This window comes from Thioalkalivibrio sp. ALE11, from assembly GCF_000381205.1.
GTDB lineage: Bacteria > Pseudomonadota > Gammaproteobacteria > Ectothiorhodospirales > Ectothiorhodospiraceae > Thioalkalivibrio.
The window spans coordinates 36384-60933 of record NZ_KB906169.1 but is presented as its reverse complement, the minus strand read 5'-3'; the positions used below and the strand labels follow the sequence as shown (position 1 = coordinate 60933).

The following is a 24550-nucleotide window of genomic DNA, read 5'->3' as shown; positions in this document are numbered from 1 at the left end:
GTTGGTAGGGGGCAACAGGCGCGGGCACCTGCCGGGACATGCCTGCAGGATACAAACATCCGGCGACGCGCGGAAACCGGGGCAGGTCCTCCACGGGAATCCCCCACGAAAAAGGCCCCGCACGGGGCGGGGCCTGATTCGGATCGCAGGGCGGACCCTGCGGTTACGCGCTGCGCGCTTCGCGCTCGGCCGCGGCTTCCGCCTTGGCCTCGTCGCTGTCGTCATAGCCGATGTTCGGCGCGAGCCAGCGCTCGGCTTCCTCGAACGACATGCCCTTGCGCTTCGCGTAGTCCTCGACCTGGTCGCGGTTGACCTTGCCGAGACCGAAGTAGCGCGACTCGGGATGCGCGAAGTACCAGCCGGACACGGCCGACACCGGCAGCATGGCGTAGCTCTCGGTGAGCGTCATGTCGGCGTTTTCCTCCGCCTGCAGCAGCTCCCACAGCGTGGCCTTCTCGGTGTGCTCGGGGCAGGCCGGGTAACCGGGTGCCGGACGGATGCCCTGATACTTCTCGTCGATCAGGTCCTCGTTGGCCAGCTGCTCGTCTGCGACGTAGCCCCAGTAGTACTTGCGCACGTATTCGTGCATGCACTCGGCGAAGGCCTCGGCCAGGCGGTCGGCCAGGCTCTTCACGAGGATGGCGTGGTAGTCGTCGTTGGCCTTCTCGTATTCCTCGGCCTTCGCATCCACGTCACCGCCGGCACTGACGGCGAACGCACCGATGTAGTCCGGGCCACCGGCCTCCTTCGGCATCACGAAGTCCGCCAGCGAGTGGCTGGGCTGACCGCGACGCTTCTCGGTCTGCTGGCGCAGGTGGTGCAGCTTCTTCAGCACCTGGCTGCGGTTCTCGTCGGCATAGACCTCGATGTCGTCGTCATCGACGCTGTTCGCCGGGAAGAAGCCGACCACGCCGCGGCAGGTCACCCACTTCTCGTCGATCATGCGCTGCAGCATCTCCTGGCCATCCTTGAACAGCTTGCGTGCCTCTTCCCCGACCTTCTCGTCTTCGAGAATGCGCGGGTAGGCCGCATGCAGCTGCCAGGAATGGAAGAACGGCGTCCAGTCGATGTACTCCTTGACCTTGTTCAGGTCGAAGTCATCGAAGCGCAGCAGCACCGAGCCATCGCCGTGCGGATGCAGCACGGTCGGCTCGCCCGGCAGGTCGTCGGTCTCCAGCGCCTTCGGCCTGGTCGGGGCGTAGGCGGACCAGTCGATCTCCGGCTTGTTGGAGCGGGCCTTCTCCAGCGACAGCCACTGGACCTTCTTCTTGCGCCCGGCGTTCTGCACGCGCAGCTTCTCGTATTCCTCGCGGATCTCGGCGGCGTAGTTCTCGCGCAGTTCGGGGCTGATCAGGCTCTGGGCCACGCCCACCGCACGCGAGGCGTCCTTCACCCAGACCACCGGGCCGGAGTAGTTCGGCTCGATCTTGACTGCGGTGTGGGCGCGCGAGGTGGTCGCGCCACCGATCATCAGCGGCGTGGTCATGCCTTCGCGCTCGAGATCGGCGGCGAAGTTGGCCATCTCTTCCAGCGAGGGCGTGATCAGGCCGGACAGACCGATGACGTCGACGTCATGCTCCTTGGCGGCCTTCAGGATCTCGGCACCCGGCTGCATCACGCCGATGTCGATGACCTCGAAGTTGTTGCACTGCAGGACCACGCCGACGATGTTCTTGCCGATGTCGTGCACGTCGCCCTTCACGGTGGCCATCAGGATCTTGCCGTTGTTCTCGGTGCCGGTCTTCTCGGCCTCGATGTACGGGATCAGGTGCGCCACGGCCTTCTTCATAACGCGCGCGGACTTGACCACCTGCGGCAGGAACATCTTGCCCTCGCCGAACAGGTCGCCGACCACGTTCATGCCGTCCATCAGCGGGCCTTCGATCACCTGGATCGGGCGGTCGTAGGCCTGACGGGCCTCTTCGGTGTCGTCCACCACGTAGGTGTCGATACCCTTGACCAGGGAGTGCTCGAGGCGCTTGCTGACTTCCCACTCGCGCCACTCGAGGTTCTCTTCCTTCTTGCCACCGCCCTGGCCCTTGTACTCCTCGGCCAGCTCGAGCAGGCGATCGGTCGCGTCATCGCGGCGGTTCAGGACCACGTCCTCGACCGCTTCCTTAAGCTTCGCGTCGATATCGTCGTACACCGCCAGCTGGCCGGCGTTGACGATGCCCATGTCCATGCCCGCCTTGATGGCGTGGTACAGGAACACCGCGTGGATCGCCTCGCGCACCGGCTCGTTGCCGCGGAACGAGAACGACACGTTGGACACGCCGCCGGAGACCAGGGCGTGCGGCAGGTCCTTCTTGATGCGGCGCACCGCTTCGATGAAGTCGACGCCGTAGTTGTTGTGCTCTTCGATGCCGGTCGCGATCGCGAAGATGTTCGGGTCGAAGATGATGTCCTCGGCCGGGAAGCCGACCTTCTCGGTCAGCAGCTTGTAGGCGCGGGTACAGATCTCGACGCGGCGGTCCTCGTTGTCGGCCTGGCCATCCTCGTCGAAGGCCATGACCACGATCGCGGCGCCGTAGCGGCGGCACAGTTCGGCCTGCCGGATGAAGTTCTCCTCGCCCTCCTTCATGGAGATCGAGTTGACCACCGGCTTGCCCTGCACGCATTTCAGGCCGGCCTCGACGATCTCGAACTTGGAGGAGTCGATCATCACCGGCACGCGGGCGATGTCCGGCTCGCCGGCCAGCAGATTGAGGAAGCGGACCATCGCATCCTGCGACTCCAGCATGCCCTCGTCCATGTTGATGTCGATGATCTGGGCGCCGCCCTCGACCTGGTTCAGCGCGACTTCCAGCGCGACGTCGTATTCCTCGTTCTGGATCAGGCGCAGGAACTTGCGCGAGCCGGTCACGTTGGTGCGCTCGCCGACGTTCACGAACAGCGAGTTATCGTCGATGTTGCACGGCTCCAGACCGGACAGGCGGCAGGCCGGAGAGACCTCCGGCACCTTGCGCGGCGGGAACTTCTCGACCGCCTCGCGGATCGCGCGGATATGCTCCGGCAGGGTGCCGCAGCAGCCGCCGATGATATTCAGCAGGCCTTCTTCGGCCCACGGGCCGACGTCCGCGGCCATCTGCTCCGGGGTCTCGTCGTAGTCACCGAACTCGTTGGGCAGACCGGCGTTGGGGTGCGCGGACACGTGGGTGTCGGCAATGCGCGACATCTCGGCCACGTACTGGCGCATCTCCTTGGCCCCCAGCGCGCAGTTCAGACCGATGGAGATCGGGTTCGCATGGCGCACGGAATTCCAGAAGGCCTCGGTGGTCTGGCCCGAAAGGGTACGACCGGAGGCGTCGGTGATGGTGCCGGAGATCATCACCGGGAGGTCCTTCCCGAGCTCGTCTTCCAGGGTCTTGACCGCGAAGATCGCGGCCTTGGCGTTCAGGGTGTCGAACACCGTCTCGATCAGCAGCAGGTCCACCCCGCCCTCGACCAGCGCCTCGGCGGCCTCCTTGTAGGCCTCGACCAGGGTGTCGAAATCGACGTTACGCGCGCCCGGATCGTTCACGTCCGGCGAGATGGAAGCGGTGCGGTTGGTCGGGCCGAGGATGCCGGCCACGTAGCGCGGACGATCCGGGGTCTTCTCGGTCCAGGCATCGGCGGCCTTGCGCGCGAGCTTCGCGGATTCGCGGTTCAGCTCGGGGACAAGATCCTCCATGTGGTAGTCCGCCATCGCGATGCGGGTACCGTTGAAGGTGTTCGCCTCGATGATGTCGGCGCCGGCCTCGAGGTAATCGTTGTGGATCTGCTCGATGATGTCCGGGCGGGTCAGGGAGAGCAGGTCGTTGTTGCCCTTGAGGTCGCCTTCCCAGTCCTTGAAGCGCTCGCCGCGATAGTCCGCCTCCTGCAGATCGTACAGCTGGATGGTCGTGCCCATGCCGCCATCCAGAATCAGGATGCGTTCCTTCAGGGCGTTCTCGAGATCTTGTCGCGTTGCCGTCATGTGCCGTACACCATTGGTTTCAAATGTCATTACTTTAGCATGCCGGGCATCGAACCCCGGTCATGTCCCGCCGGTGGCGGGGGCACGGCCCGGTATGCGTTGGCGCCCCGGGCCGGAGCTGTCAGGATAGCGGAATGCAGGAATCCCCGATCCGCTGGTATCTGACTGCCCCGCAGCCCTGTCCGTACATCACGGACGGGCGCGAGATGCAGTCCCTGCTGGTCGACCCCGAGGCCCGGCTGGATGCCGCCGGCTTCGGGGCCCTGCTGGCCGAGGGCTTTCGCCGCAGCGGCCGTTTTGTCTATCGCCACCACTGCCCCGCCTGCGATGCCTGCGTGCCGGTGCGCATACCGGTGGCCGCCTTCCGCCCGAACCGCAGCCAGCGCCGCTGCCTGCGCGCCAACGCCGACCTCGATATCGAATATCGCGCCCCGCCGGGGGCGGGCGACGGTCGCACCGAGGCCGACCTGGACGAACACATGCCGCTGTTCCTGCGCTATCTGCGCAACCGCCACGCGGGTGGCGGCATGGAGCAGATGAATCGCGAGGAATACGCCGGCATGCTGACGGAACGCAGCGCCCCGGTGGAGCTGCTGGAGTTCCGCCGCGCCGGACAACTGCTCGGCGTCGCCATCACCGATCGTACGCCGCAGGGGCTGTCGGCCATGTATACCTTCTACGAGCCGGACCTTCCGGCCCGTGCGCTGGGCACGTTCGGCATCCTGTGCCAGATCGAGCATGCGCGGAACCTGGGGTTGCCGCATGTCTATCTCGGGTACTGGATCCCGAACGCACCCCGCATGGACTACAAGATACGATTCCGCCCCGCCGAGGGTCGACGGGGCGGAGCCTGGCGGGCCCCGGACGACGCACGCCCGCAGGACCCGCGATAACGGGCCTTCTTATTCCGGCTTGCGGAAGCGGAAGATGCCCCAGGTCAGGTACCCGGAGTTGCCCCCGTCGACCCAGTGCTGCAGGCCCTGCTTCATGCGGTCGATGTAGTCCTGCGAGATGAAGCGCTTGAGCTCCTCCTCGCGCGACTCCAGTTCCTGCTTCACCCGACCGTAGTGCGTCGAGATCTGCCCGGAATGCTCCTCGAAACCGATCTCGCGCAGCCCGGCCTTCTGCGCCGCATCGCGGTACAGGGACGGGGAGGCCAGCGAATCGAGGTGGATGCGTGCAAGGATCGGATCCAGCACGCCCTCGGGGCAGTCATCCGTCTGCATCGGATCGGTGAAGATCAGCCAGCCACCCGGCTTGAGCAGCCGCGCTGCCTCCTGGATGACCTTGTACTTGTCCTCGTTCGGGCTGTGCAGGAACGAATCCTCGGACCACACCACGTCGTAGGACTCGTCCGGCTCGTCCACCTTCTCGAAGGAGCCGTCGACCACGGTGATCTTGTGGTCCAGCTGACGCGCCCGGTTGATCTCGCGATCGCGCTCGTTTTCCTTCTCGGAGAGGTTGAGCGCGGTCACGTCACAGCGGTAGTTCTCCACCAGGTAGCGGGCCACGCCACCGTAGCCCGCGCCCATGTCGAGCACGCGCCAGTGCGGCTCCGGCTCGCCCAGCATGTCGGCCATGTGAGCCACGGTGCGCCGGCTGGCGTCACCGATCGGCTCGTCCTGGTACTCGTACAGGCCGATGTGCAGGTCTTCACCGCCCCACACCATCTTGTAGAAGGTGTCGGCATCCTCGCTGTTGTAGTAGTCGCGCGCCGTTTCAACGACGTCGGAATAGTCCTGGCTCATCGATTCTCGCCCTCGAGATAGGTCTTGTCGGCGACGTGAATGAAGAAATCCGGATCGGCTTCGCGGTAGGTCTCCTGGAAGTCCCCGTAGGTCTCGATCTGCTGGAAACCGACCTCGCGCATCAGACGGCGGACATAGGCCTTGCGCAGCGGGAACATGTTCAGGAAGTACTCGGACCCGTCGGGGAAGCGGTACTGGAAGCGGGCCAGGCCTTCGTCGACGTGGGCCGGTTCCACCTGCACGTCGTCGCCACAGTAGTAGTACGTGTGCTTGGACGAGTAACCGTGATCCAGGATGGTGTCGTAGTTGCGCTGGTCCAGGATCAGCACGCCGTCATGGTTCAGGGCGGAGTAGAACTCGGCCAGGGCCTTGCGGCGGTCGTGCTCGTTGAACAGATGGGTGAAGGAGTTGCCCAGGCAGACCACGGCGTCGTAGCGGCCGTAGATGTCGCGGTTGAGCATGCGCCAGTCGGCCTGCACCGTGCGCAGGATGTGGCCGCGCGAACGGCCGTTCTCGAAGGCCTTCACGAGCATCTCGTGGGCGCCGTCGGCGGTCACCACGTCGAAGCCGGCCTCAAGCAGCTGCACGGAATGGAAACCGGTGCCGGCGGCGACGTCGAGCACGCGCTTGGCGCCACGCTTCTTCAGTTCCTCGATGAAGAACGTGCCCTCGCTCTTGGCGCGGCTGTCCCAGTCGATCAGGTCGTCCCACTTGTCGACAAAACCGGTGGTGTATTCCTGGTGGTAGTTGTCGGTATCGCGGCGTTCAATCGGCTCGTCGCCGAAATCCTGATCGTTCTTCACGTTCGCTGACATGCTGATTCCTCTTGGCTTTGCTGCAATGAAGTGCGTCCGGCCCTCGTGGCCACGGATGCACCGGGTTACAACGCCTGTACGACCGAAGACGATCCCGCACCCCGGGTCGCTGGCATGAAACTTCTCCTGCGAGGACCGGGTACGGGCGGCCCGTCATCGCGGGCTCCCGATACGGATGCGTTGTTTCCAGCATCCGGCGCCGGCCTGGCCGGCGGTTCCTGACACCCGGAAGGATTCGGTGGTTGCCCGGGTGCCGAGCCGTGGTCTGGCGGCTTTCGCGCGCCTGGCTCGGGGATCGCAAACGGTGCCATGCGTTGCGTCGGAACGCAGGCGTTGTGTCCGAAAGTGTTTTTATACGCTAAAGGTTTTGCGCCCAAATTACAAATCGGCCACCGGCCGCACCGTCCGGCACTGCACCCGCCCGCACGGCCGCGACATCCCCGACACCTTCGCTATAATGGCCGTTTTGACGCGATTTCGAGGTCCCATGACTACCCAGGCTCCCGTGCGCCGCGCGCTGCTGTCCGTTTCCGAAAAAACCGGCGTGGTGGAACTCGCCCGCCACCTCCACGAACGCGGGACCGAACTGCTGTCCACCGGCGGCACCGCGCGTCTGCTGGGCGAGCACGGGATCCCGGTGACCGAGGTCTCGGAACACACCGGTTTCCCCGAGATCATGGACGGCCGGGTGAAGACCCTGCACCCGCGGATCCACGGCGGGCTGCTGGGCCGGCGCGACACCGACGCCGGGGCGATGGAGACCCACGACATCCCGCCGATCGACCTGCTGGTGGTGAACCTGTACCCGTTCGAGAACACCGTGGCGCGCCCCGACGCCACACTGGAAGAGGCGATCGAGAACATCGACATCGGCGGTCCGGCCATGCTGCGCGCCGCCGCCAAGAACTACCGCGACGTGACCGTGGCCACCGATCCCGGCCAGTACCGTGCGATCGTCGAGGCTCTGGATGAACACGGCGGTATCCCCGCCGCGCTGCGCTTCCGCTTCGCGGTGGCGGCGTTCGACCACGTCGCCCGCTACGACGCGGCCATCAGCAACTACCTTTCGGCACTGGATGACGAAGGTAACCGGGAGGCATTCCCCGGCCAGCTCAACGCGACCTTCCAGCGGGTGGAGGCCCTGCGCTACGGCGAGAACCCGCACCAGAACGCCGCGTTCTACCGCGATCCGCAGCCGGCACCCGGCTCCCTCGCCAGTTTCCGCCAGCACCAGGGCAAGTCGCTGTCGTACAACAATCTGGCGGATGCCGACGCCGCTTGGGAGTGCGTGCGCCAGTTCGACGAGGCGGCCTGCGTGATCGTCAAGCATGCCAACCCCTGCGGGGTCGCGGTCGCTCCGTCCCAGCTGATGAGCTACGAGCGCGCGTTCCAGACCGACCCGACCTCGGCCTTCGGCGGCATCATCGCGTTCAACCGCCCGCTGGAGGGGGACACCGCACAGGCCATCGTCAGCCGGCAGTTCGTGGAGGTGGTGATGGCGCCGGAGATCACCTCCGGCGCCCTGCGCGCGCTGTCCGCGAAGAAGAACGTACGCGTGCTGGAGATCCCCGACGCCCCCGCGGCCCCGGGGCTGGACTACAAACGCATCGGTGGCGGGCTGCTGGTGCAGGATACCGATCGCGGCTCGCTGGCCGACACGGACCTGAAGATCGTCACCGCGCGCACCCCCACCGAGCAGGAGAACCGCGACCTGGCCTTCGCCTGGCAGGTGGGCAAGTACGTGAAATCCAACGCCATCGTGTATGCCCGCGACCAGCAGACCGTCGGCGTGGGCGCCGGCCAGATGAGCCGGGTGTACTCCGCGCGCATCGCCGGGATCAAGGCCGCCGACGAGGGCCTGCAGGTGGCCGGTTCGGTGATGGCCTCGGACGCCTTCTTCCCGTTCCGCGACGGCATCGATGCCGCCGCCGGCGCCGGCATCACCGCGGTGATCCAGCCGGGCGGCTCGATGCGCGACGAGGAGGTCATCGCCGCGGCCGACGAGCACGGCATCGCGATGGTCTTCACCGGCATGCGCCACTTCCGCCACTGATCGCGGCCGCAGGAGAACGCTCATGAACGAAACGGCCATCAACGTCCTGGTGATCGGCGGCGGCGGGCGTGAACACGCCCTCGCCTGGAAACTGGCGCAGTCCGCGCGGGTCGCGCGGGTGCTGGTCGCGCCGGGCAATGCCGGCACCGCCGGCGAACCCGGCTGCGAGAACGTCGACTGCGCCGCCACCGACATCGACGGCCTGCTAGCCGTGGCCCGGAACGAGGATGTCGCCTTCACCGTGGTCGGGCCCGAGGCACCGCTGGTTGCGGGCGTGGTGGATGCCTTCCGCGCCGCCGGCCAGCCGATCTTCGGTCCCACCGCCGACGCCGCACGCCTGGAGGGATCGAAATCCTTCGCCAAGGATTTCATGCAGCGCCACGGCATCCCCACGGCGGCGTACGGCAGCTTCGAGGACGAGGACGCCGCGCTGGCGTTCATTGACACCCACGGCGCGCCCATCGTGGTGAAGGCCGACGGCCTGGCCGCCGGCAAGGGCGTGATCCTCGCGCAGACCACCGACGAGGCGCGCGCCGCGGTACGCGACATGCTGGCCGGCAATGCCTTCGGCGAGGCCGGGCACCGGGTGGTTGTCGAGGAATTCCTGCAGGGCGAGGAGGCCAGCTTCATCTGCATGGTGGACGGCGAGCACGTGCTGCCGCTGGCCTCCTCGCAGGACCACAAGGCGCGCGATGACGGCGACCGTGGCCCCAACACCGGGGGCATGGGTGCCTATTCGCCGGCCCCGGTGGTCACCGACACCCTGCACGACCGCATCCTGCACGAGGTCATCGAACCCGTGGTGCGCGACATGGCCGCCGACGGCGAGGCCTATACCGGGTTCCTGTATGCCGGGATCATGGTCGATGCCGACGGCAACCCGAAGGTGCTGGAATTCAACTGCCGTTTTGGCGACCCGGAGACCCAGCCGATCCTGATGCGCCTGGAAAGCGACCTGGCGGGTCTGGTCGAGGCCGCGCTGGACGGCCGGCTCGACCAGGTGGAGGCCCGCTGGGACCCGCGCGTGGCGCTGGGCGTGGTCGCCGCCGCCGAGGGCTACCCGGACGCATACCGCAAGGGCGATGTGATCGAGGGCCTGGAGGCGGTGGAGCCGCTTCCCGACGCCCGCGTGTTCCATGCCGGCACCACCATCGACGACCATGGGCAGGTCATCACCGCCGGAGGCCGCGTGCTGTGCGTGGTTGGTCTGGGGACCGATTATGCCGACGCGCAGAAAAAGACCTACACCGCCCTCGGGGAAATCCGCTTCGAGGGTATATACTTCCGTACCGATATTGGACACCGCGCCATCGACCGCCCCGCCTGAACGGCGCCGGGGTCGATGGCGGGCGTGTCCGGCCGCAACCCCCCGGAGAAAAAAGATGTCCACCAGCGCCGACACGACGGCCCCCCCGCTCAGCCCGCTCCCGCACGATACCGAGGGCCTGAAACAGTCCATCCGTGATGCCATGGTCCGCTTCGTCGGAAAGGATCCGAAACAGGCCACCCAGCGCGACTGGCTCGATGCCACCTCGTTCGCGGTGCGCGAACGCATGATCGAACGCCGGCTGCTGACCCGCCGCCAGTTCGACGCGGAAGACGTCAAGCGGGTCTATTACCTGTCGATGGAATACCTGATCGGGCGCATGCTGGAGGCCAACCTGCGCAACACCGGCATCCTCGACGAGACCCGCGAGGCCCTCGCTCAGCTGGGACAGGACTACGACGAGATCGTTGCCTGGGAGGATGACGCCGCGCTGGGCAACGGCGGCCTCGGGCGTCTGGCCGCCTGCATCCTCGAATCGCTGGCAACCCAGGGCTATCCCGGCTTCGGCTACGGTATCCGCTATGAATACGGCATGTTCCGCCAGCAGTTCGAACCCTACCGTCAGGTCGAGCACCCGGACAACTGGCTGCGCTACGGCAACCCCTGGGAGTTCCCGCGCGCCGAGCGCAAGTACCCGATCCGCTTCTACGGCGAGGTGGTGGAACACCACCGGAACGACGGCTCGGTGCACTACTCCTGGGAAGACGGCGAACAGATCCTGGCCATGGCCTATGACTACCCCACCGCGGGCTACGGCCGGCGCAACGTGAACAACCTGCGCCTGTGGGGCGCCAAGGCGACCCGCGACTTCGACCTGCGCTACTTCAACGAGGGCGACTACATCCGCGCGGTCGCCGACAAGAGCCAGTCGGAGAGCATCTCCATGGTGCTCTACCCCAACGACGCCACCGCCATCGGCAAGGAACTGCGGCTGAAGCAGGAATACTTCTTTGTCGCCGCCTCGCTGCACGACATCCTCGATCGCCACCTGGAGCTGGGCTATACCCTGGACGACCTGCCCCACCAGGTCGCGATCCAGCTGAACGACACCCACCCGGCGATCGCGGTGGCGGAGATGATGCGCCTGCTGATGGACCGCCACGAGCTGCACTGGGCCCGTGCCTGGGAGCTGTGCCGCAAGGTATTCGCCTACACCAACCACACCCTGATGCCCGAGGCCCTGGAAACCTGGTCGGTGGACCTCATGACCCGCGTGCTGCCACGGCACATGCAGATCATCTACCGCATCAACCACGAATTCCTCGAGATGGTGCGCCGGCGTTTCCCCGGCGACGAGGAGCGCCTCAAGCGGCTGTCGCTGATCGACGAGGAAGGCGGTCGCAACGTCCGCATGGCTCATCTGGCGGTGGTCGGTTCGCATCAGATCAACGGTGTCGCCGCGCTGCATACCGAGCTGCTGAAACAGACCCTGTTCGCCGATTTCTACCAGCTGTGGCCGGAACGCTTCGTCAATGTCACCAACGGCGTGACCCCCCGGCTGTGGATGATCCAGGCCAATCCGGAGCTGACCGAGTTCCTCGGCGAAAAGATCGGCCACGACTGGCAGTACGACCTTGAACGCCTGCGCGCGCTGGAGCCCTGGGTCGCGGATCCGGAGCTTCAACAGAAGTTTCAGCAGGTCAAGCGCAAGAACAAGGAGCGCCTGGCCGCGCTGGTGCGCGAACGCACCGGCATCCGCATCCGCACCGACGTATTGTTCGACGTACAGATCAAGCGCATCCACGAATACAAGCGCCAGCTGCTCAAGCTGCTGCACGTGATCGAGCTGTACAACCGCATCCGCGACGGCGAGGACGTGCCCCCGCGGGTGGTGATCTTCGGCGGCAAGGCGGCCCCCGGCTACCAGCGCGCCAAGGACATCATCCAGGTCATCAACGAGGTCGCGGACGTCATCAACCACGACCCGCAGGTGGGGGACCGCCTGAAGTGCGTGTTCATCCCCAACTACGAGGTCAGCGCCGCGACCGTGATCATCCCCGCGGCGGACCTCTCGGAGCAGATCTCCACCGCGGGCTTCGAGGCGTCGGGCACCGGCAACATGAGGCTGGCCCTGAACGGCGCGCTGACCATCGGCACGCTGGACGGTGCCAACATCGAGATCCGCGACGCGGTGGGCGAAGAAAACATCTTCATCTTCGGCATGACCGAGTCCGAGGTGGTCGCCCACCGCGCCCGCGGCGAGCCCCCCGAGGCGATGCTCGCCGGGCGCCCGGCCCTGACGCGTACGGTGGAGATGATCGAGCAGGGCTATTTCACCTGCGACGACAACGCCACCCATGCGGAACTGGGACGCTACCTGCGCCAGGACGACCCGTTCTTCGTGCTCGCCGACTACCCCGCCTACCGCGAGGCCTGCGAACGGGCCGACACGCTGTATGCGCAGCCGGAATGCTGGAATGCCGCGGCGCTCACCAACATCGCGCGCATGGGCTATTTCTCCATCGACCGCACGGTGCGTGACTACGCGGAGAAGATCTGGGACGCCACGCCGGAACCGGTGGCCCCGAAGCGCAACGGCGGCTGAGCACGGCCGCCGAGCGAGGCCGCCCCGGTCACTCGTCCGGGTCGGCGACCTCGGCGATCAGGTCGTGCTCGCGGGCAGCGGTGATCCGCACCTCGATGAAGTCCCCCGCCTCCACCGAGTCGGGATCGGCATCCGGCACGCGGATCACCCCGTCGATCTCCGGCGCCTCTGCGGCCGAACGCGCGACCACGACGCCGTGTTCGTCGGTGCCGTCGACCAGCACAACCGGCTGCGTGCCCACCCGACGGCGCAGGCGCTCGGCACTGATCTGTGCCTGCACCTCCATGAAACGCGCCAGGCGTTCCTGGCGCACGGGCTCGGGCACCGGGTCCGGAAGGGCATTGGCCTCGGCCCCGTCCACCGGCGAATAGGCAAAGGCCCCGACGCGGTCCAGCTGCGCCTCGCGCAGGAAGTCCAGCAGGGTCTCGAACTCGGCCTCGGTCTCGCCGGGGAAGCCCACGATGAACGTCGAGCGCAGGGTCAGGTCCGGCACCTGCGCGCGCCAGTCGGCGATCCGCTCCAGCACCTTCTCCGCCGCGGCCGGACGGCGCATCGCCTTGAGCACCCGCGGGTGGCCATGCTGCAGCGGCATGTCGAGATAGGGCAGCAGCCCGCCCTCCTCGCCGGAGCCCATCAGCGGGATCAGGCGATCCACATGCGGATACGGATAGACGTAGTGCAGGCGCACCCAGATGCCCAGCTGCCCCAGGGCCTCGGCGAGGTGCGCGATGTCCGAACGGATCGGGCGCCCGCCGTGGAAGCCGGTACGGTATTTCACGTCGACCCCGAAGGCCGAGGTGTCCTGCGAGATCACCAGGATCTCGCGCACCCCGGCCTCGGCCAGGCGCTCGGCCTCCGCCAGTACCTCGCCGATCGGGCGGCTGACCAGATCGCCGCGCAGGCCGGGGATGATGCAGAAGCTGCAGCGGTGGTTGCAGCCCTCGGAGATCTTCAGATAGGCGTAGTGGCGCGGGGTCAGACGAATGCCCTCCGGCGGCACCAGGGTCTCGAAGGTGCCCGCCGGCGGCGGCAGGTGCTCGTGCACCGCCGTGACCACATCCTCGTAGGCATGCGGCCCGGTCACCGCCAGCACGTCCGGGTGGCGCTCGTGGATGGTCTCGGCATCCTTGCCCAGGCAGCCGGTCACGATCACCTGCCCGTTCTCCGCCAGGGCCTCGCCGATCGCCCCCAGCGATTCTTCCACCGCCTCGTCGATGAACCCGCAGGTATTGACCACCACCAGGTCCGCCCCGGTGTAGTCCCCGACGATCCCGTAGCCCTCGGCGCGCAGCCGGGTCAGGATGCGCTCGGAATCCACCAGCGCCTTGGGACAGCCAAGACTGACAAAGCCGACCTGCGGCACTGCGCTTGACAATACGGACATGTTATTCACAACGCGACTCCCGTCCTTTCACGCCGGCCCCGACCCCGGGCAGCACCGGGCCCGGGCCCATTGACATACAAGGAACACTTTATTTTCAGTAATATAAAAACCCTGGGCAAAAACTGACCAATCCAGAGTCCTGCGCCGCAGCAAGCCGCTGGCGCCATCCAGTGACAGTTCGTCCACAAAGTTTTCCACAGGTTTCGGGGAAAACTCGCGCGCCCCGGCACAACGCCCCGCAAGACGACGACTTGCCCGTACCGCCCGGAGAGCAGCCCGCCGGCCCTGTTCGCCTGCGGGCAGGCTCCCGCCATCGCGAGTCGCAGCCCCCTCGCCCCGTCATTGCGAGGAGCCGAAGGCGACGTGGCAATCGGCCGAAGCGGGCTGCATGCAGGAACAGGTGGCTTCGGATGGAGATCGCCACATCGCTTCGCGACTCGCGATGACGGGAACGTGCTCGGACGCGAACCGACCGGTTTCGGGCAAAACGCACGCCCCGCCGGAACGCCCCGCAAGACAACGAGTTGTTCGCACCGCCCGACAGCACGTCCGGATCCCGGCCGCCCCCCGCGAAGACCGCCGTCGACTTGCGCCCGGCCACAGGAGGCAGCTATGCTAGCGCACTTTTCGCCCGAACACGCGTGAGTCGACCATGAAAGCCGAGATCCATCCCCAATACCGCGAAGTCAACGTGATCTGCACCTGTGGCACGAAGTTCACGACCCGTTCCACCCTGGGTCAGGACGAGATGCACCTGGACGTCTGCTCGCAGTGCCATCCGTTCTACACCGGCAAGCAGAAGATCGTCGACACCGCCGGCCAGGTGGACAAGTTCAAGCGCCGCTTCGCGTTCTGAAGTCCCGCGCGAGGTCGCATCACGCGGCCCCGCAGGCAGGCGGCGGCCCATCGGCCCCGCCGGCGTGGCCGATCCGGCGAGGGCATCCTTCGGGGTGCCCTCGTTTGCGTGCGGGCTCCGCAGGGCGGTCCGCAGGGTGTATGCTGAAGAGGTGTCATCATCCCGCATCCCCGCGGGACCTGCAGGCAGAAACCGCATGAACTGGTCACGCATGAACTCGCTGTTCCGTCCGCTGCGCCGGCGCCTGCCGGTGCTGGCCCTGATCGCCGTACTGGGCATGGCCCTGGGCCTGCCCGCCTGCACCACCAATCCGGTGACGGGACGTTCCCAGCTGATGCTGGTCTCGGAGAACCAGGCGATCGACGCCTCGCGCGAGGCGTACGTGGAGATGCTCTCCGGCGCACGCGACGAAGGCCGGATCAACGCCGACCCCGAGATGACCGAACGGGTCCACGGCATCACCGGCCGGGTCGTGGCACAGGCCATCGAGTACCGCCCCGAAACCGCGGACTGGGACTGGGAGATCGCGGTCATCGAGGCGCCGGACACCCTCAACGCGTTCGCCATGGCCGGCGGCAAGATGGCGATCTACTCGGGCATCATCGAACAGCTGGAACTGACCGACGACGAACTGGCGCAGATCATCGGCCACGAGATCGGCCATGCCCTGTCCGCCCACAGCGCCGAGAAGATGTCGGTGGCGATGGCCTCCAATCTGGCGGTCACCGGCTTCGCCATCACCGGCGACCGCTCCGAGCTGGCGCTGACCGGCGCCGCGCTGGGCGCGGTGCTGGCGGTGCAGCTGCCCCACAGCCGGCGCATGGAAACCGAAGCCGACGAGATCGGCATCGAACTGGCGGCCCGCGCCGGCTACGACCCCGACGCCGCCCCGGCGCTGTGGCGCAAGATGGCGGAACAGTCCAATGGCAGCCGCCATCCGGTGTTCCTCAGCACCCATCCGGCGCCGGAAGGGCGCCAGCGCGAGCTCGCCCGGCTGGCCGACGAGGTACGACCGCTGTACGAGGCGGCCCGCGACCGCAATGATCTGCCGACCCACCCGGTCAACTGAACCCACCGCCCGCACAAGGCCCGTTCGCAATCATGTCCGACGATTTCAATCAGCGCGCCCTCGACTACCACGCCCGCGAACCGGCCGGGAAACTGGCCATCCACGTCACCAAGCCCACCGCCACGCAGGACGACCTGTCGCTGGCGTATTCGCCCGGCGTGGCGGCCCCGGTGCGCGCCATCGCCGACAACCCCGACGAGGTCTACCGCTATACCGGCAAGGGCAACCTGGTGGCCGTGATCACCGACGGCACCGCGGTTCTCGGCCTGGGCAACACCGGCGCGCTGGCTTCCAAACCAGTGATGGAGGGCAAGGGCGTGCTGTTCAAGACCTTCGCCGGGGTCGACGTGTTCGACATCGAGGTCGACGCCGCCCAGCCCGAGGACTTCATCAATACCGTGGCGCGCATCGCCGGCGGCTTCGGCGGCATCAACCTCGAGGACATCGCGGCGCCCCACTGCTTCGAGATCGAACGCCGCCTGAGTGATCGCCTGGACATCCCGGTGTTCCACGACGACCAGCACGGCACGGCCATCATCACCGCGGCCGGGCTGCTCAACGCCCTGGCCATCCAGGGCAAGGACCTGGCCGACGCCCGGATCGTCTGCGTGGGCGCGGGCGCAGCCGGCATCGCCTCCATGCAGCTGCTGGTGCGTCTGGGCGCGAGCAAGCATCTCATCCACATGGTCGACCGCAATGGCGTGATCCACAGCCACCGTGAAGACCTCAATGAATACAAGCAGATCTTCGCGGTGGACACCGAGGACCGCACGCTGGAGGATGCCTGCCGCGACGCCGACGTGTTCATCGGGCTGTCCGGGCCGGACATCCTGACCCCCGAGATGCTGCAAAGCATGGCACCGAATCCGGTGATCTTCGCGCTGTCCAATCCGGACCCGGAGATCCGGCCGGACCTGGCCCGCGAGACCCGGGACGACCTGATCATGGCGACCGGCCGCTCCGACTACCCCAACCAGGTCAACAACGTGCTCGGGTTCCCGTTCATCTTCCGCGGGGCGCTGGACGTGCGCGCCCGGCGCATCAACGACGCCATGCTGGTCGCGGCCACCCACGCGATCGCCGACCTGGCGCGCGAACCGGTGCCGCAGAGCGTGCTGGACGCCTACGGCCGCGACCACCTGGAGTTCGGACCGGACTACATCCTCCCCACGCCGTTCGATCCGCGCCTGATCGAGACCATCCCGGAGGCGGTGGCCCGGGCAGCCCGCGACAGCGGCGTGGCCCGAACCTGAACACACAGCCCGAGGAGCGCTGGCCATGCAGAAGATCGCCATTGTCGGAGCCGGGCGAGTGGGGGAATCCACCGCGCAGTTCCTCGCCCGCCGTGACCTCGCCCGCGAGATCGCGCTGCTGGATGTCCATGAAGGGATCGCCGCCGGGGCCGCGCTGGACATCCAGGAGACCGCGCCGCTGCTGGGCTTCGACACCCGCCTGACCGGTTCCCACGAGGCGGACGTCATCGCCGGTGCGGAACTGGTGATCATCACCGCCGGACTGCCGCGCAAGCCGGGCATGTCGCGCTCCGATGTCCTCGACAAGAACGTCGCGATCCTCGACGCGATCCTCGATCAGGTGCAGCAACACGCCCCGGACAGCCGCCTGCTGGTGGTCTCCAACCCGGTGGACGTGCTGACCTGGCGTGCGGCGCAGAAGACCGGCTGGAGCCGCGACCGGATCATGGGGCAGGCGGGCGTGCTCGACACCTCGCGCATGGCGGCCTTCATCGCGCTGGAGACCGGCCTGTCGGTGCACGACATCCAGGCCCTGGTGCTGGGTGGGCACGGCGACGCCATGGTCCCGCTGCTGCGCTACTCGCACGTCAACGGGATCCCGCTGGACCGATTCCTCGATCGCGAGACCCTCGACTCCATCGTCGAGCGCACCCGCCACGGCGGCGCCGAGATCCTCGCCCTCAAGCAGACCTCCAGCGCCTACGCGGCCCCGGCCGCGGCGATCGCCGAGATGGTCGAGGCGATCGCGCTCGACCGGCGTCGGGTGCTGCCCACGGTCGCGCTGCTGGACGGCGAATACGGCCAGCGCGATGTCGCCACCGGCGTCCCCTGCATCCTCGGCCAGGGGGGCATGGAACGGATCGTCGAACTGGACCTGAAACCCGAAGAACAGGCGGATCTCGAACGCTCCATCGGCGGCATCCGGAAGGATCTTGAACGCCTGCAGTGAACCCGCCCCGTGTCCGACCTGCACGGTCGTGGACACCAGCATCTTCGTGTTCCGCGCCTGGTTCGCGCGCGGCCTCGACCCCGACCCGCAGGGGCGTCCGGGTGGTGCGCTGCACGGCTTCGTCCATTCCCTGTGCCAGTGGCTGCCGCAGCGTGCCCCGGGGCCGCTGGGCTTCTGTTTCGACACCTCGCTGCGGTGCGGTTTCCGCCACCGCCTCGACCCCGGGTACAAGGCCCATCGCCCGCCGGCGCCACCCGAGCTGCGGGCACAGTTCGAGCGGATCGGCGAGCTGCTGGACGCCCTCGGGCTGGCCCGCTTCTCACGCCCCGAATACGAGGCCGACGATCTGATCGCCACCCTGGCCCGCAACGCGCGCACGGCAGGGCTGCCGGTCGCGGTGATGAGCGCCGACAAGGATCTGGCACAGACCATCCTCGGCGACCGGGACCACCTGCACGACCCGGAACGCGGCCGACCCATGGATCGCCGGGCCCTGGAGAAGCGCCTGCGCGTGCGCCCCGACCAGGTGGCCGACCTGCTGGCGCTGGCCGGTGACCGCAGCGACAACATCCCGGGGATCCACGGCCTGGGCCCACGCGGAGCGGCCCGCATCCTGCGCCGCCTGGGTGACCTGGAAAGCGTGCTTGCCGATCCCGACGCGGTTCGCCGCTGCAACCTGCGCCGCGCCACCGCCCTCGCGCAGGCGATCGCCGCCGACCCCGAACGCCTGCGTCTGTCGCGCCGGCTGACCGGTCTGGTGGATCACGTCCCGGGACTCCCCCGGGGTTCCGATCTGCTCGCCGAACTGCAGCCGCGCGGACCGGTCAGGGACATATACGTCCGGCTGCATGACCTTGGCGTGCACCCCGACTACCACGAGCGGCTGCTGCATGCCGCCGCCCCGACCCCGGAGGCCATCCCGGCATGAACCCGGTCCGCATTCAAACGCGCCTGGCGACGCGCCTTGCCGCATTCCTGCTGCTGGCCGCGACGGCCGGCCTGCCCGGCACCGCAGCCGCCCATCCGCACGCCTGGATCGATCTCGAGGTCGACTTCGAGCGCGACGCCACCGGCCAGCTGGTACGCATGCATCACCTGTGGCAATTCGACCCGATGTACTCCGAATACCTCCACGAAGACGCCCTGGCCCACCAGGAGGGCGACAGCGACGCCGAGCGCCTGAACGCGCTGGCGCGCGAGATCCTCGACAACCTGGAGGAATACGACTGGTACACGCACTTCGAGGCCGAAGGCCACGCGATCGAAGTGCGGCCGGAGGGCGAGGCGCGGATGGAAAAGGACGGAGACACCCTGGAATACCGGTTCACCCTGGCGCTCGAGGGTGCGCCCGACCCGGCGCGGACGCCGGTGGATTACCGCGTCTTTGATCCCACCTATTTCATCGAGATCCTGCACCCCGATGAACGCCCTCCGCGGGTGCGCGGGGCACCGGAATGCGAGGCCGAGGTCGACCGGCCACGGCCCGATCCGGCGATGGTCGCGCGCGCCATGGCGCTCGACTACGGTGCCGAACCCGAAGAAAACCTCGGCCGCCACTTTGCCGACCGTGTGACCCTGCGCTGCGACTGAGGGCATGAGCCGGATTCTTCTGTTCCACAAGCCCTGGGGTGTGCTCAGCCAGTTCACCGACCGCGAGGGCCGTCCCACCCTGGCCGATTACATCGACCTGCCCGGCGTGCACCCGGCCGGACGTCTGGACCGCGATTCCGAGGGCCTTCTGGTGCTCACTGACGATGGCGCCCTGAACGCCCGCATCACCCGCCCCGGCCCCGACTCCGCGGGCAAGACCTACTGGGTGCAGGTGGAAGGCGAACCCGACGAGGCCGCACTGGACGCCCTGCGCACCGGGGTCGAACTGCGCGACGGACTCACCCTGCCGGCGAAGGTCGACCGTATGGACCCGCCGGACCTGCCGGAACGCGACCCGCCGGTGCGCTTTCGCCGCCACATCCCCACCCGCTGGCTCGCGATCACCCTGTACGAAGGGCGCAACCGCCAGGTCCGGCGCATGACCGCCGCGGTCGGCCATCCGACCCTGCGCCTGGTGCGCTACCGCGTCGCCTCCTGGACCATCGACGGGCTGGCCCGCGGCGAGACCCTGCTGCTTTCCGGCTGATCGGGCGGCATTGCGCGTCATGCCGCGCAAAACGCGGGCGCGGGGATTGCCAGCCCGCCGGACCTGACGGATGATGTTCGAATACGCGGAGGCTCAGGAGACACAGGCATGCGCATTCGTCAGCGGCTGATCGCCGGCGGCCCCGGCACGATCTTGGCCATGGTCCTGACCCTGCTGGTCGGCGGCCCCTCTGCCGCGGACTCCGGTTCCGGCGCGGAAGAAACTCGCTACGCCTTCGAGCGCGGCCTGTTCATCACCGCCGAACGGGCCCTCAACCGGGGCAACACCGAGGCGTTCGAGCGCGCCCGCGAGACCCTGGCCGATTACCCCCTGGCCCCGTATCTCGACTACCGCCGCCTTGCCCGCAACCTCGGGCGTGCGGAGCCCGAAGCGGTGCGCGAATTCCTCGAGCATCACGGCGACACCCCGCTGGCCGACCGCCTGTACGCCAACTACCTGCGCCATCTCGGCGAGGAATCCGAATGGGATACCCTGCTCGCGATGGTCGACGACCAGCGTTCTTCGGGGGTAACCCAGGACTGCTATCGCCGCCAGGCCCTGCTGGAGCGAGGCGAGAACGACGCCGCCCTGGAAGACATCGAATCGATCTGGCTGCACGGCCATTCGCGGCCGTCGGCCTGCGACCCGGCCCTGGATGCCTGGCGCGCGGCCGACGGCCTGACCAGTGAACTGGCCATGCAGCGCTTCGCCCTCGCCATGGACGCCGGCCAGACCGGGCTGGCCCGCTACCTGCGCCGCTACCTCGACCGTGACGACGAAGCCTGGGCCGAACGCTGGCTCGAACTCCGGGAACGGCCGGCCCGGGTCGCGGAGGCCGACTTCGACGCCGACGACCACCCGCAGGCCGGCCCCATGGCCGAAGACGCCTGGAAGCGCTGGATCCGCTCCGATCTGGACGCCGCCCTGGACGCCTGGCAGGAGCGGCCCGCGAACGGCCCGGCGACCCTGGATAGCGAGGGCCGCAACGCGGTGGCCCACGCCCTGGGCCTGCGCCTGGCGGTGCGCTACCGCGACGAGGCCCCCGAGTTCCTCGCCGGACTGGACGAAGAGGTCTTCGACGCCCAGCTGCGCCAGTGGCAGGTACGCGTGGCCCTGCGGGCGGGGGACTGGGAAACCGTGCGCGACGCGGTCCGCGCCATGCCGCGCGAGACCCGCGAAGAGGCCCAGTGGCGCTACTGGTTCGCGCGCGCCGAAGAGGCCCTGGGCAATGCGGACAGCGCCCGCGATCACTACGAGCGGGCCGCCACCGAACGCAATTTCCACGGTTTTCTCGCCGCCGACCGGATCGGGCAGCCTTACCGTATCGGACATCGGCGCGCGGATCTGGACAACGGCCTGCGGGTGCGCGTGCGCAACCAGCCCGCGATGCTGCGGATGCGCGAACTGCTGCGCCTGGATCGCCACGCCGAGGCGCGGCGCGAATGGCAGCACGCGGTCGCGCGTATGGACAACGACGAGCGGGTGGCGGCGGCACACGAGTTCGCCGAATGGGGCTGGCACGACCGGGCGATCTTCACCGTGGCCCGCGCGCGCCAGTGGGACGATGTCGAACTGCGCTTTCCGCTGGCCTTCGACGATCTGATCGTTGCCGGCGCCCGCGATCAGGGCATTGATCCGGCCTGGGCCATGGCGGTCGCGCGCCAGGAGAGCGCTTTCCTGCATGACGTACGTTCACACGCGGGCGCGCTGGGCATCATGCAGATCATGCCGGCCACCGGGCGCAACATCGCCTCGGCCGCCGGCGTGCAGGTGAATTCCGACTGGGACATCCTCGAGCCCGCGAACAATGCCCGCCTGGGCACCTACTATCTCGGGCGCAATCAGGAGCGCTTCGGCGGCCACGGGCTGCTGTCCACCGCCGCCTACAACGCCGGGGCCCACCGGGTCCGGCAATGGCTGCCGGAAGACGGCGAGACCCTGGATGCGGACATCTGGGCGGAACTGATCCCGTTCTCCGAGACCCGCAAGTACATCCGCCGGGTGTACGCCTACCGCATCCTGTACGCCGTGCGTCTCGGTCAGGAACCGCCGTCGATGGCCAGCCTGCTGTACCCGGTCACGGCGGAACCGCGCCTGGCCGAGGCCCGTCAGGCCCATCTGCGCGAGGTGCACGGCGGGGACGACATCGCCCTGAATCGCGGCTACTGCGGCTTTCCCGGCGGCGGCGCGGACCCCTGCTGACGCCGCCTCAGCCGGTCAGGATGTCCTGACGCATGCGGCTGGCGATACCCTCGGCCAGCTGCTGCCATTCCTTCGCGTGCGCCGGATCCAGCATCTCGTCGGTGGTCGCGCGGAAGTGCTCCATCCACGCCTGAAGGTCGTCTTCGGTCAGCTTCAGCGGCGCGTGCTTGCCCACCATGTCGATGGTCGGTGGCTGTTCCAGGCGCCCGCCCAGGTTCTGGTACCAGAAATCGCTGATCCGGCGCACGTGATCCTCGAAATCCTCGATGCGCTCGAAGTGGTGCCCGATCCGCGGATCGGCCGACACGCGGCGATAAAACTCGTCGATCACGGCGCGGATCTGCTCCGCCCCGATCTTGTCGCATAGTGGTTCCAGTTTGCGGAAGGCCATCTCGGGACTCCTGACGTTCGGGGTGTGTAGTGGTTAACCTGTCAGCCACATCCGCCACGGGAGACAGACACATGACGCGAAGCAGCGCACGGGACGACGACCTGACCGGCGCCCTGGCCCGGTGCATCACGGACCATACCGGAGTGCCGTTCGAGGCGACAGGCCGCAGCGCGCGCTCCGGCGGCTCCATCAACCAGGCCCTGCGTCTGGAGGGCACCGACGGCCGCCGCTTCTTCGTCAAGCTCAACCGCGGCGACCACGCCGGCATGTTCGCCGCCGAGGCCCGTGGCCTGACCGAACTGCAGCGCTGCGAGGTACTGAAGATCCCCGCGGTGATCGGCACCGGCGAGGCCGCCGGCGCCCGTTTCCTGATCATCGAGGACCTGGACCTGGGCGGCCCGCGCGACGCGGTGGCGCTGGCGCACGGCATCGCCGACATGCATTCGCACACCGCCAGCCGCTTCGGCCTCGACGAGGACAATTTCATCGGATCCACGCCACAGTCCAATCGGCCGCATGCGGACTGGGTGGATTTCTATCGCGAGGAGCGCCTGGGGTTCCAGCGCCGCCTGGCCCGCGACCGCGGGGCCCCGCGCGGGCGTCTGGACACCCTGGCCGAGCTGGAGGAGCGCCTGGACGGCTTCTTTACGGACTACCGCCCGCAGCCATCCCTGCTGCACGGCGACCTGTGGAGCGGCAACTGGGACTTCCTCGGCGACGGCCGGCCGACGCTGTTCGACCCGGCCACCTATTACGGCGACCCGGAGGCCGACCTGGCGATGATGGAACTGTTCGGCCACCCCGGGCGGGACTTCTTCGCGGCCTACGGCGAACAGCGGCCGCTGGATCCGGGCTATGCCACCCGCCGGACGCTGTACAACCTGTACCACATCCTCAACCACGACCACCTGTTCGGCGGCGGCTACGGCTCGCAGGCCGAGCGCATGGCACAGCAGCTGCTCGCCGAAGTGCGCTGACGCGGGTCAGTCGCGGTTGCCGGCCTCCGGCACGATGGACGAATAGATGGCCGAGTAGTCGGCATCGCCCAGCCCCCGATCGGCGGCCTGCTCGAGCAGATCCGCCAGCAATGGCAACCAGGGGTCGGACAGTCCCGCGTCGGCGGCTGCCTGATGGGTCAGGCGCACGTCCTTGAGCAGATGCTTGACCGGGAAGTTAGCGGTCCCGAATTCCCCGGAGCACATCTTGTCCAGCTTCTTGTCGAAGGTGGGTGCGTAGAGGGCGCTCTCGCGCAGGATCTCCATGAAGGTGTCGACCTCCACACCCTCGCGCCGCACCAGTCCCAGGCTCAGGGAGAATGCCGCCGTAAGGCTGGCGATCAGCTGGTTGAAGGCCAGCTTGAGCGCGGCGCCCTGCCCCGGGCCGCCCACATGCCGGACCGTGCTGCCCAGGGCCTCCAGCACCGGGGCGACCCGCTCCACGTCCACCTCATGCTCGGCACCGGCCATGATCAGCAGCCGCCCGTCGCGCGCCTCGGGGATGGACCCCAGCACCGGGGCCTCGACATAGCACCCTCCGGCCGTCCGCACGCGCTCGCCCAGGGCCCGGCTCTCGGCCGGCAGGATGGTGCCCATCTGGATGAAACAGCGCCCGTCGAGCGTTCCCGGGGACAGATCGGCGAGCACGGACTCGATGGCAAGGGCATCGCTGAGCATCAGAATCACCCAGTCCGCGCCCTGTACCGCGGCGTCCGGGGTGGAATACACGGTTGCCCCGGCGCGGGCCAGATCCTCGGCCCGCGCCGGGGTGCGGTTGTATGCCTGCAGCGGGAACCCCGCGTCCAGCAGCCGCAGGCCCATGGGGGTCCCCATCAGCCCGCAGCCCAGCAGTGCCACCTGTGACATCGAT

General features: G+C 67.8%; 19 protein-coding genes. 13 read left to right on the top strand and 6 right to left on the bottom strand.

Translation table 11 applies throughout. The features are described 5' to 3' along the window. Nucleotides 1-163: 163 nt before the first annotated feature. A complete protein-coding gene (metH, locus tag F620_RS0108125; RefSeq protein ID WP_019570161.1) occupies nt 164-3955 on the bottom strand; it encodes a methionine synthase in 3792 nt (1263 codons plus the stop codon). Between the two features lie 134 nt (nt 3956-4089). Between metH and F620_RS0108120 the strand changes: the two genes are divergently transcribed. Next, nucleotides 4090-4848, top strand: coding sequence for an arginyltransferase (locus tag F620_RS0108120; RefSeq protein WP_018869114.1), 759 nt, complete (start codon nt 4090-4092; stop codon nt 4846-4848). Nucleotides 4849-4857: 9 nt separating this feature from the next. Here the strand turns inward: F620_RS0108120 and F620_RS0108115 are convergent, their stop codons facing one another. Further along, entirely contained in the window at nt 4858-5703 is an 846-nt protein-coding gene (locus tag F620_RS0108115; protein WP_018869113.1) for a methyltransferase domain-containing protein, read from the bottom strand. After that, nucleotides 5700-6518, bottom strand: coding sequence for a class I SAM-dependent methyltransferase (locus F620_RS0108110; RefSeq protein WP_019570160.1), 819 nt, complete (start codon nt 6516-6518; stop codon nt 5700-5702). The genes F620_RS0108115 and F620_RS0108110 overlap by 4 nt, the downstream gene beginning before the upstream one ends. A gap of 487 nt (nt 6519-7005) precedes the next feature. Between F620_RS0108110 and purH the strand changes: the two genes are divergently transcribed. The 3 genes from purH to F620_RS0108095 are packed head-to-tail and all read left to right on the top strand — an operon-like array spanning nt 7006 to nt 12443. Further along, nucleotides 7006-8571 carry a bifunctional phosphoribosylaminoimidazolecarboxamide formyltransferase/IMP cyclohydrolase gene (gene purH, locus F620_RS0108105; RefSeq protein WP_019570159.1) on the top strand — a complete coding sequence of 522 codons (1566 nt, stop codon included), beginning with the start codon at nt 7006-7008 and terminating at the stop codon, nt 8569-8571. A gap of 37 nt (nt 8572-8608) precedes the next feature. Then, the gene (gene purD, locus F620_RS0108100; protein ID WP_026331364.1) at nt 8609-9898 is read left to right on the top strand and encodes a phosphoribosylamine--glycine ligase; all 1290 of its coding nucleotides are present in this window, start codon (nt 8609-8611) and stop codon (nt 9896-9898) included. Between the two features lie 55 nt (nt 9899-9953). Next, complete coding sequence (locus F620_RS0108095) at nt 9954-12443, top strand: glycogen/starch/alpha-glucan phosphorylase (RefSeq protein ID WP_019570157.1); 2490 nt, start codon at nt 9954-9956, stop codon at nt 12441-12443. A 28-nt stretch (nt 12444-12471) separates the two neighbouring features. Here the strand turns inward: F620_RS0108095 and rimO are convergent, their stop codons facing one another. Next, on the bottom strand, nt 12472-13827 hold the full coding sequence (gene rimO, locus F620_RS0108090) for a 30S ribosomal protein S12 methylthiotransferase RimO (protein WP_196802042.1): 1356 nt from the start codon (nt 13825-13827) through the stop codon (nt 12472-12474). A 652-nt stretch (nt 13828-14479) separates the two neighbouring features. Between rimO and rpmE the strand changes: the two genes are divergently transcribed. The 8 genes from rpmE to F620_RS0108050 all read left to right on the top strand — a co-directional run bounded on the left by rpmE (nt 14480) and on the right by F620_RS0108050 (nt 22293). Next, complete coding sequence (rpmE, locus tag F620_RS0108085; protein ID WP_018869107.1) at nt 14480-14683, top strand: 50S ribosomal protein L31; 204 nt, start codon at nt 14480-14482, stop codon at nt 14681-14683. Nucleotides 14684-14894: 211 nt separating this feature from the next. Next, nucleotides 14895-15752: a M48 family metallopeptidase gene (locus F620_RS0108080; protein WP_026331363.1), complete on the top strand. Its 858-nt coding sequence runs from the start codon at nt 14895-14897 to the stop codon at nt 15750-15752. 32 nt (nt 15753-15784) lie between these two features. Then, nucleotides 15785-17005: a malic enzyme-like NAD(P)-binding protein gene (locus F620_RS0108075; protein WP_019570154.1), complete on the top strand. Its 1221-nt coding sequence runs from the start codon at nt 15785-15787 to the stop codon at nt 17003-17005. Between the two features lie 25 nt (nt 17006-17030). After that, nucleotides 17031-17954 carry a malate dehydrogenase gene (gene mdh, locus F620_RS0108070; protein ID WP_019021607.1) on the top strand — a complete coding sequence of 308 codons (924 nt, stop codon included), beginning with the start codon at nt 17031-17033 and terminating at the stop codon, nt 17952-17954. Then, nucleotides 17938-18882: a 5'-3' exonuclease H3TH domain-containing protein gene (locus F620_RS0108065; protein ID WP_026331362.1), complete on the top strand. Its 945-nt coding sequence runs from the start codon at nt 17938-17940 to the stop codon at nt 18880-18882. Before mdh ends, F620_RS0108065 begins: the two co-directional genes overlap by 17 nt. Continuing rightward, on the top strand, nt 18879-19544 hold the full coding sequence (locus F620_RS0108060) for a DUF1007 family protein (RefSeq protein WP_019570152.1): 666 nt from the start codon (nt 18879-18881) through the stop codon (nt 19542-19544). The genes F620_RS0108065 and F620_RS0108060 overlap by 4 nt, the downstream gene beginning before the upstream one ends. Nucleotides 19545-19548: 4 nt before the next feature. Continuing rightward, entirely contained in the window at nt 19549-20091 is a 543-nt protein-coding gene (locus F620_RS0108055; protein WP_019570151.1) for a pseudouridine synthase, read from the top strand. A gap of 108 nt (nt 20092-20199) precedes the next feature. Continuing rightward, a complete protein-coding gene (locus F620_RS0108050; RefSeq protein WP_019570150.1) occupies nt 20200-22293 on the top strand; it encodes a transglycosylase SLT domain-containing protein in 2094 nt (697 codons plus the stop codon). A 7-nt stretch (nt 22294-22300) separates the two neighbouring features. Here the strand turns inward: F620_RS0108050 and F620_RS0108045 are convergent, their stop codons facing one another. After that, nucleotides 22301-22684, bottom strand: coding sequence for a group III truncated hemoglobin (locus F620_RS0108045; protein WP_018869099.1), 384 nt, complete (start codon nt 22682-22684; stop codon nt 22301-22303). Between the two features lie 71 nt (nt 22685-22755). Here F620_RS0108045 and F620_RS0108040 point away from each other — a divergent pair, with 71 nt between their 5' ends. Continuing rightward, nucleotides 22756-23661: a fructosamine kinase family protein gene (locus tag F620_RS0108040; protein WP_019570149.1), complete on the top strand. Its 906-nt coding sequence runs from the start codon at nt 22756-22758 to the stop codon at nt 23659-23661. Nucleotides 23662-23667: 6 nt separating this feature from the next. Here the strand turns inward: F620_RS0108040 and F620_RS0108035 are convergent, their stop codons facing one another. Next, entirely contained in the window at nt 23668-24546 is an 879-nt protein-coding gene (locus F620_RS0108035; RefSeq protein WP_019570148.1) for an NAD(P)-dependent oxidoreductase, read from the bottom strand. Between the last annotated feature and the right edge of the window lie 4 nt (nt 24547-24550).

Bases quoted from the DNA above. Each gene is read 5' to 3' on its own strand.
- metH (WP_019570161.1), bottom strand. From the start codon at position 3,955: ATGACGGCAACGCGACAAGATCTCGAGAACGCCCTGAAGGAACGCATC.
- F620_RS0108120 (WP_018869114.1), top strand. From the start codon at position 4,090: ATGCAGGAATCCCCGATCCGCTGGTATCTGACTGCCCCGCAGCCCTGT.
- F620_RS0108115 (WP_018869113.1), bottom strand. From the start codon at position 5,703: ATGAGCCAGGACTATTCCGACGTCGTTGAAACGGCGCGCGACTACTAC.
- F620_RS0108110 (WP_019570160.1), bottom strand. From the start codon at position 6,518: ATGTCAGCGAACGTGAAGAACGATCAGGATTTCGGCGACGAGCCGATT.
- purH (WP_019570159.1), top strand. From the start codon at position 7,006: ATGACTACCCAGGCTCCCGTGCGCCGCGCGCTGCTGTCCGTTTCCGAA.
- F620_RS0108095 (WP_019570157.1), top strand. From the start codon at position 9,954: ATGTCCACCAGCGCCGACACGACGGCCCCCCCGCTCAGCCCGCTCCCG.
- rimO (WP_196802042.1), bottom strand. From the start codon at position 13,827: ATGTCCGTATTGTCAAGCGCAGTGCCGCAGGTCGGCTTTGTCAGTCTT.
- rpmE (WP_018869107.1), top strand. From the start codon at position 14,480: ATGAAAGCCGAGATCCATCCCCAATACCGCGAAGTCAACGTGATCTGC.
- F620_RS0108080 (WP_026331363.1), top strand. From the start codon at position 14,895: ATGAACTCGCTGTTCCGTCCGCTGCGCCGGCGCCTGCCGGTGCTGGCC.
- F620_RS0108075 (WP_019570154.1), top strand. From the start codon at position 15,785: ATGTCCGACGATTTCAATCAGCGCGCCCTCGACTACCACGCCCGCGAA.
- mdh (WP_019021607.1), top strand. From the start codon at position 17,031: ATGCAGAAGATCGCCATTGTCGGAGCCGGGCGAGTGGGGGAATCCACC.
- F620_RS0108060 (WP_019570152.1), top strand. From the start codon at position 18,879: ATGAACCCGGTCCGCATTCAAACGCGCCTGGCGACGCGCCTTGCCGCA.
- F620_RS0108055 (WP_019570151.1), top strand. From the start codon at position 19,549: ATGAGCCGGATTCTTCTGTTCCACAAGCCCTGGGGTGTGCTCAGCCAG.
- F620_RS0108050 (WP_019570150.1), top strand. From the start codon at position 20,200: ATGCGCATTCGTCAGCGGCTGATCGCCGGCGGCCCCGGCACGATCTTG.
- F620_RS0108045 (WP_018869099.1), bottom strand. From the start codon at position 22,684: ATGGCCTTCCGCAAACTGGAACCACTATGCGACAAGATCGGGGCGGAG.
- F620_RS0108040 (WP_019570149.1), top strand. From the start codon at position 22,756: ATGACGCGAAGCAGCGCACGGGACGACGACCTGACCGGCGCCCTGGCC.
- F620_RS0108035 (WP_019570148.1), bottom strand. From the start codon at position 24,546: ATGTCACAGGTGGCACTGCTGGGCTGCGGGCTGATGGGGACCCCCATG.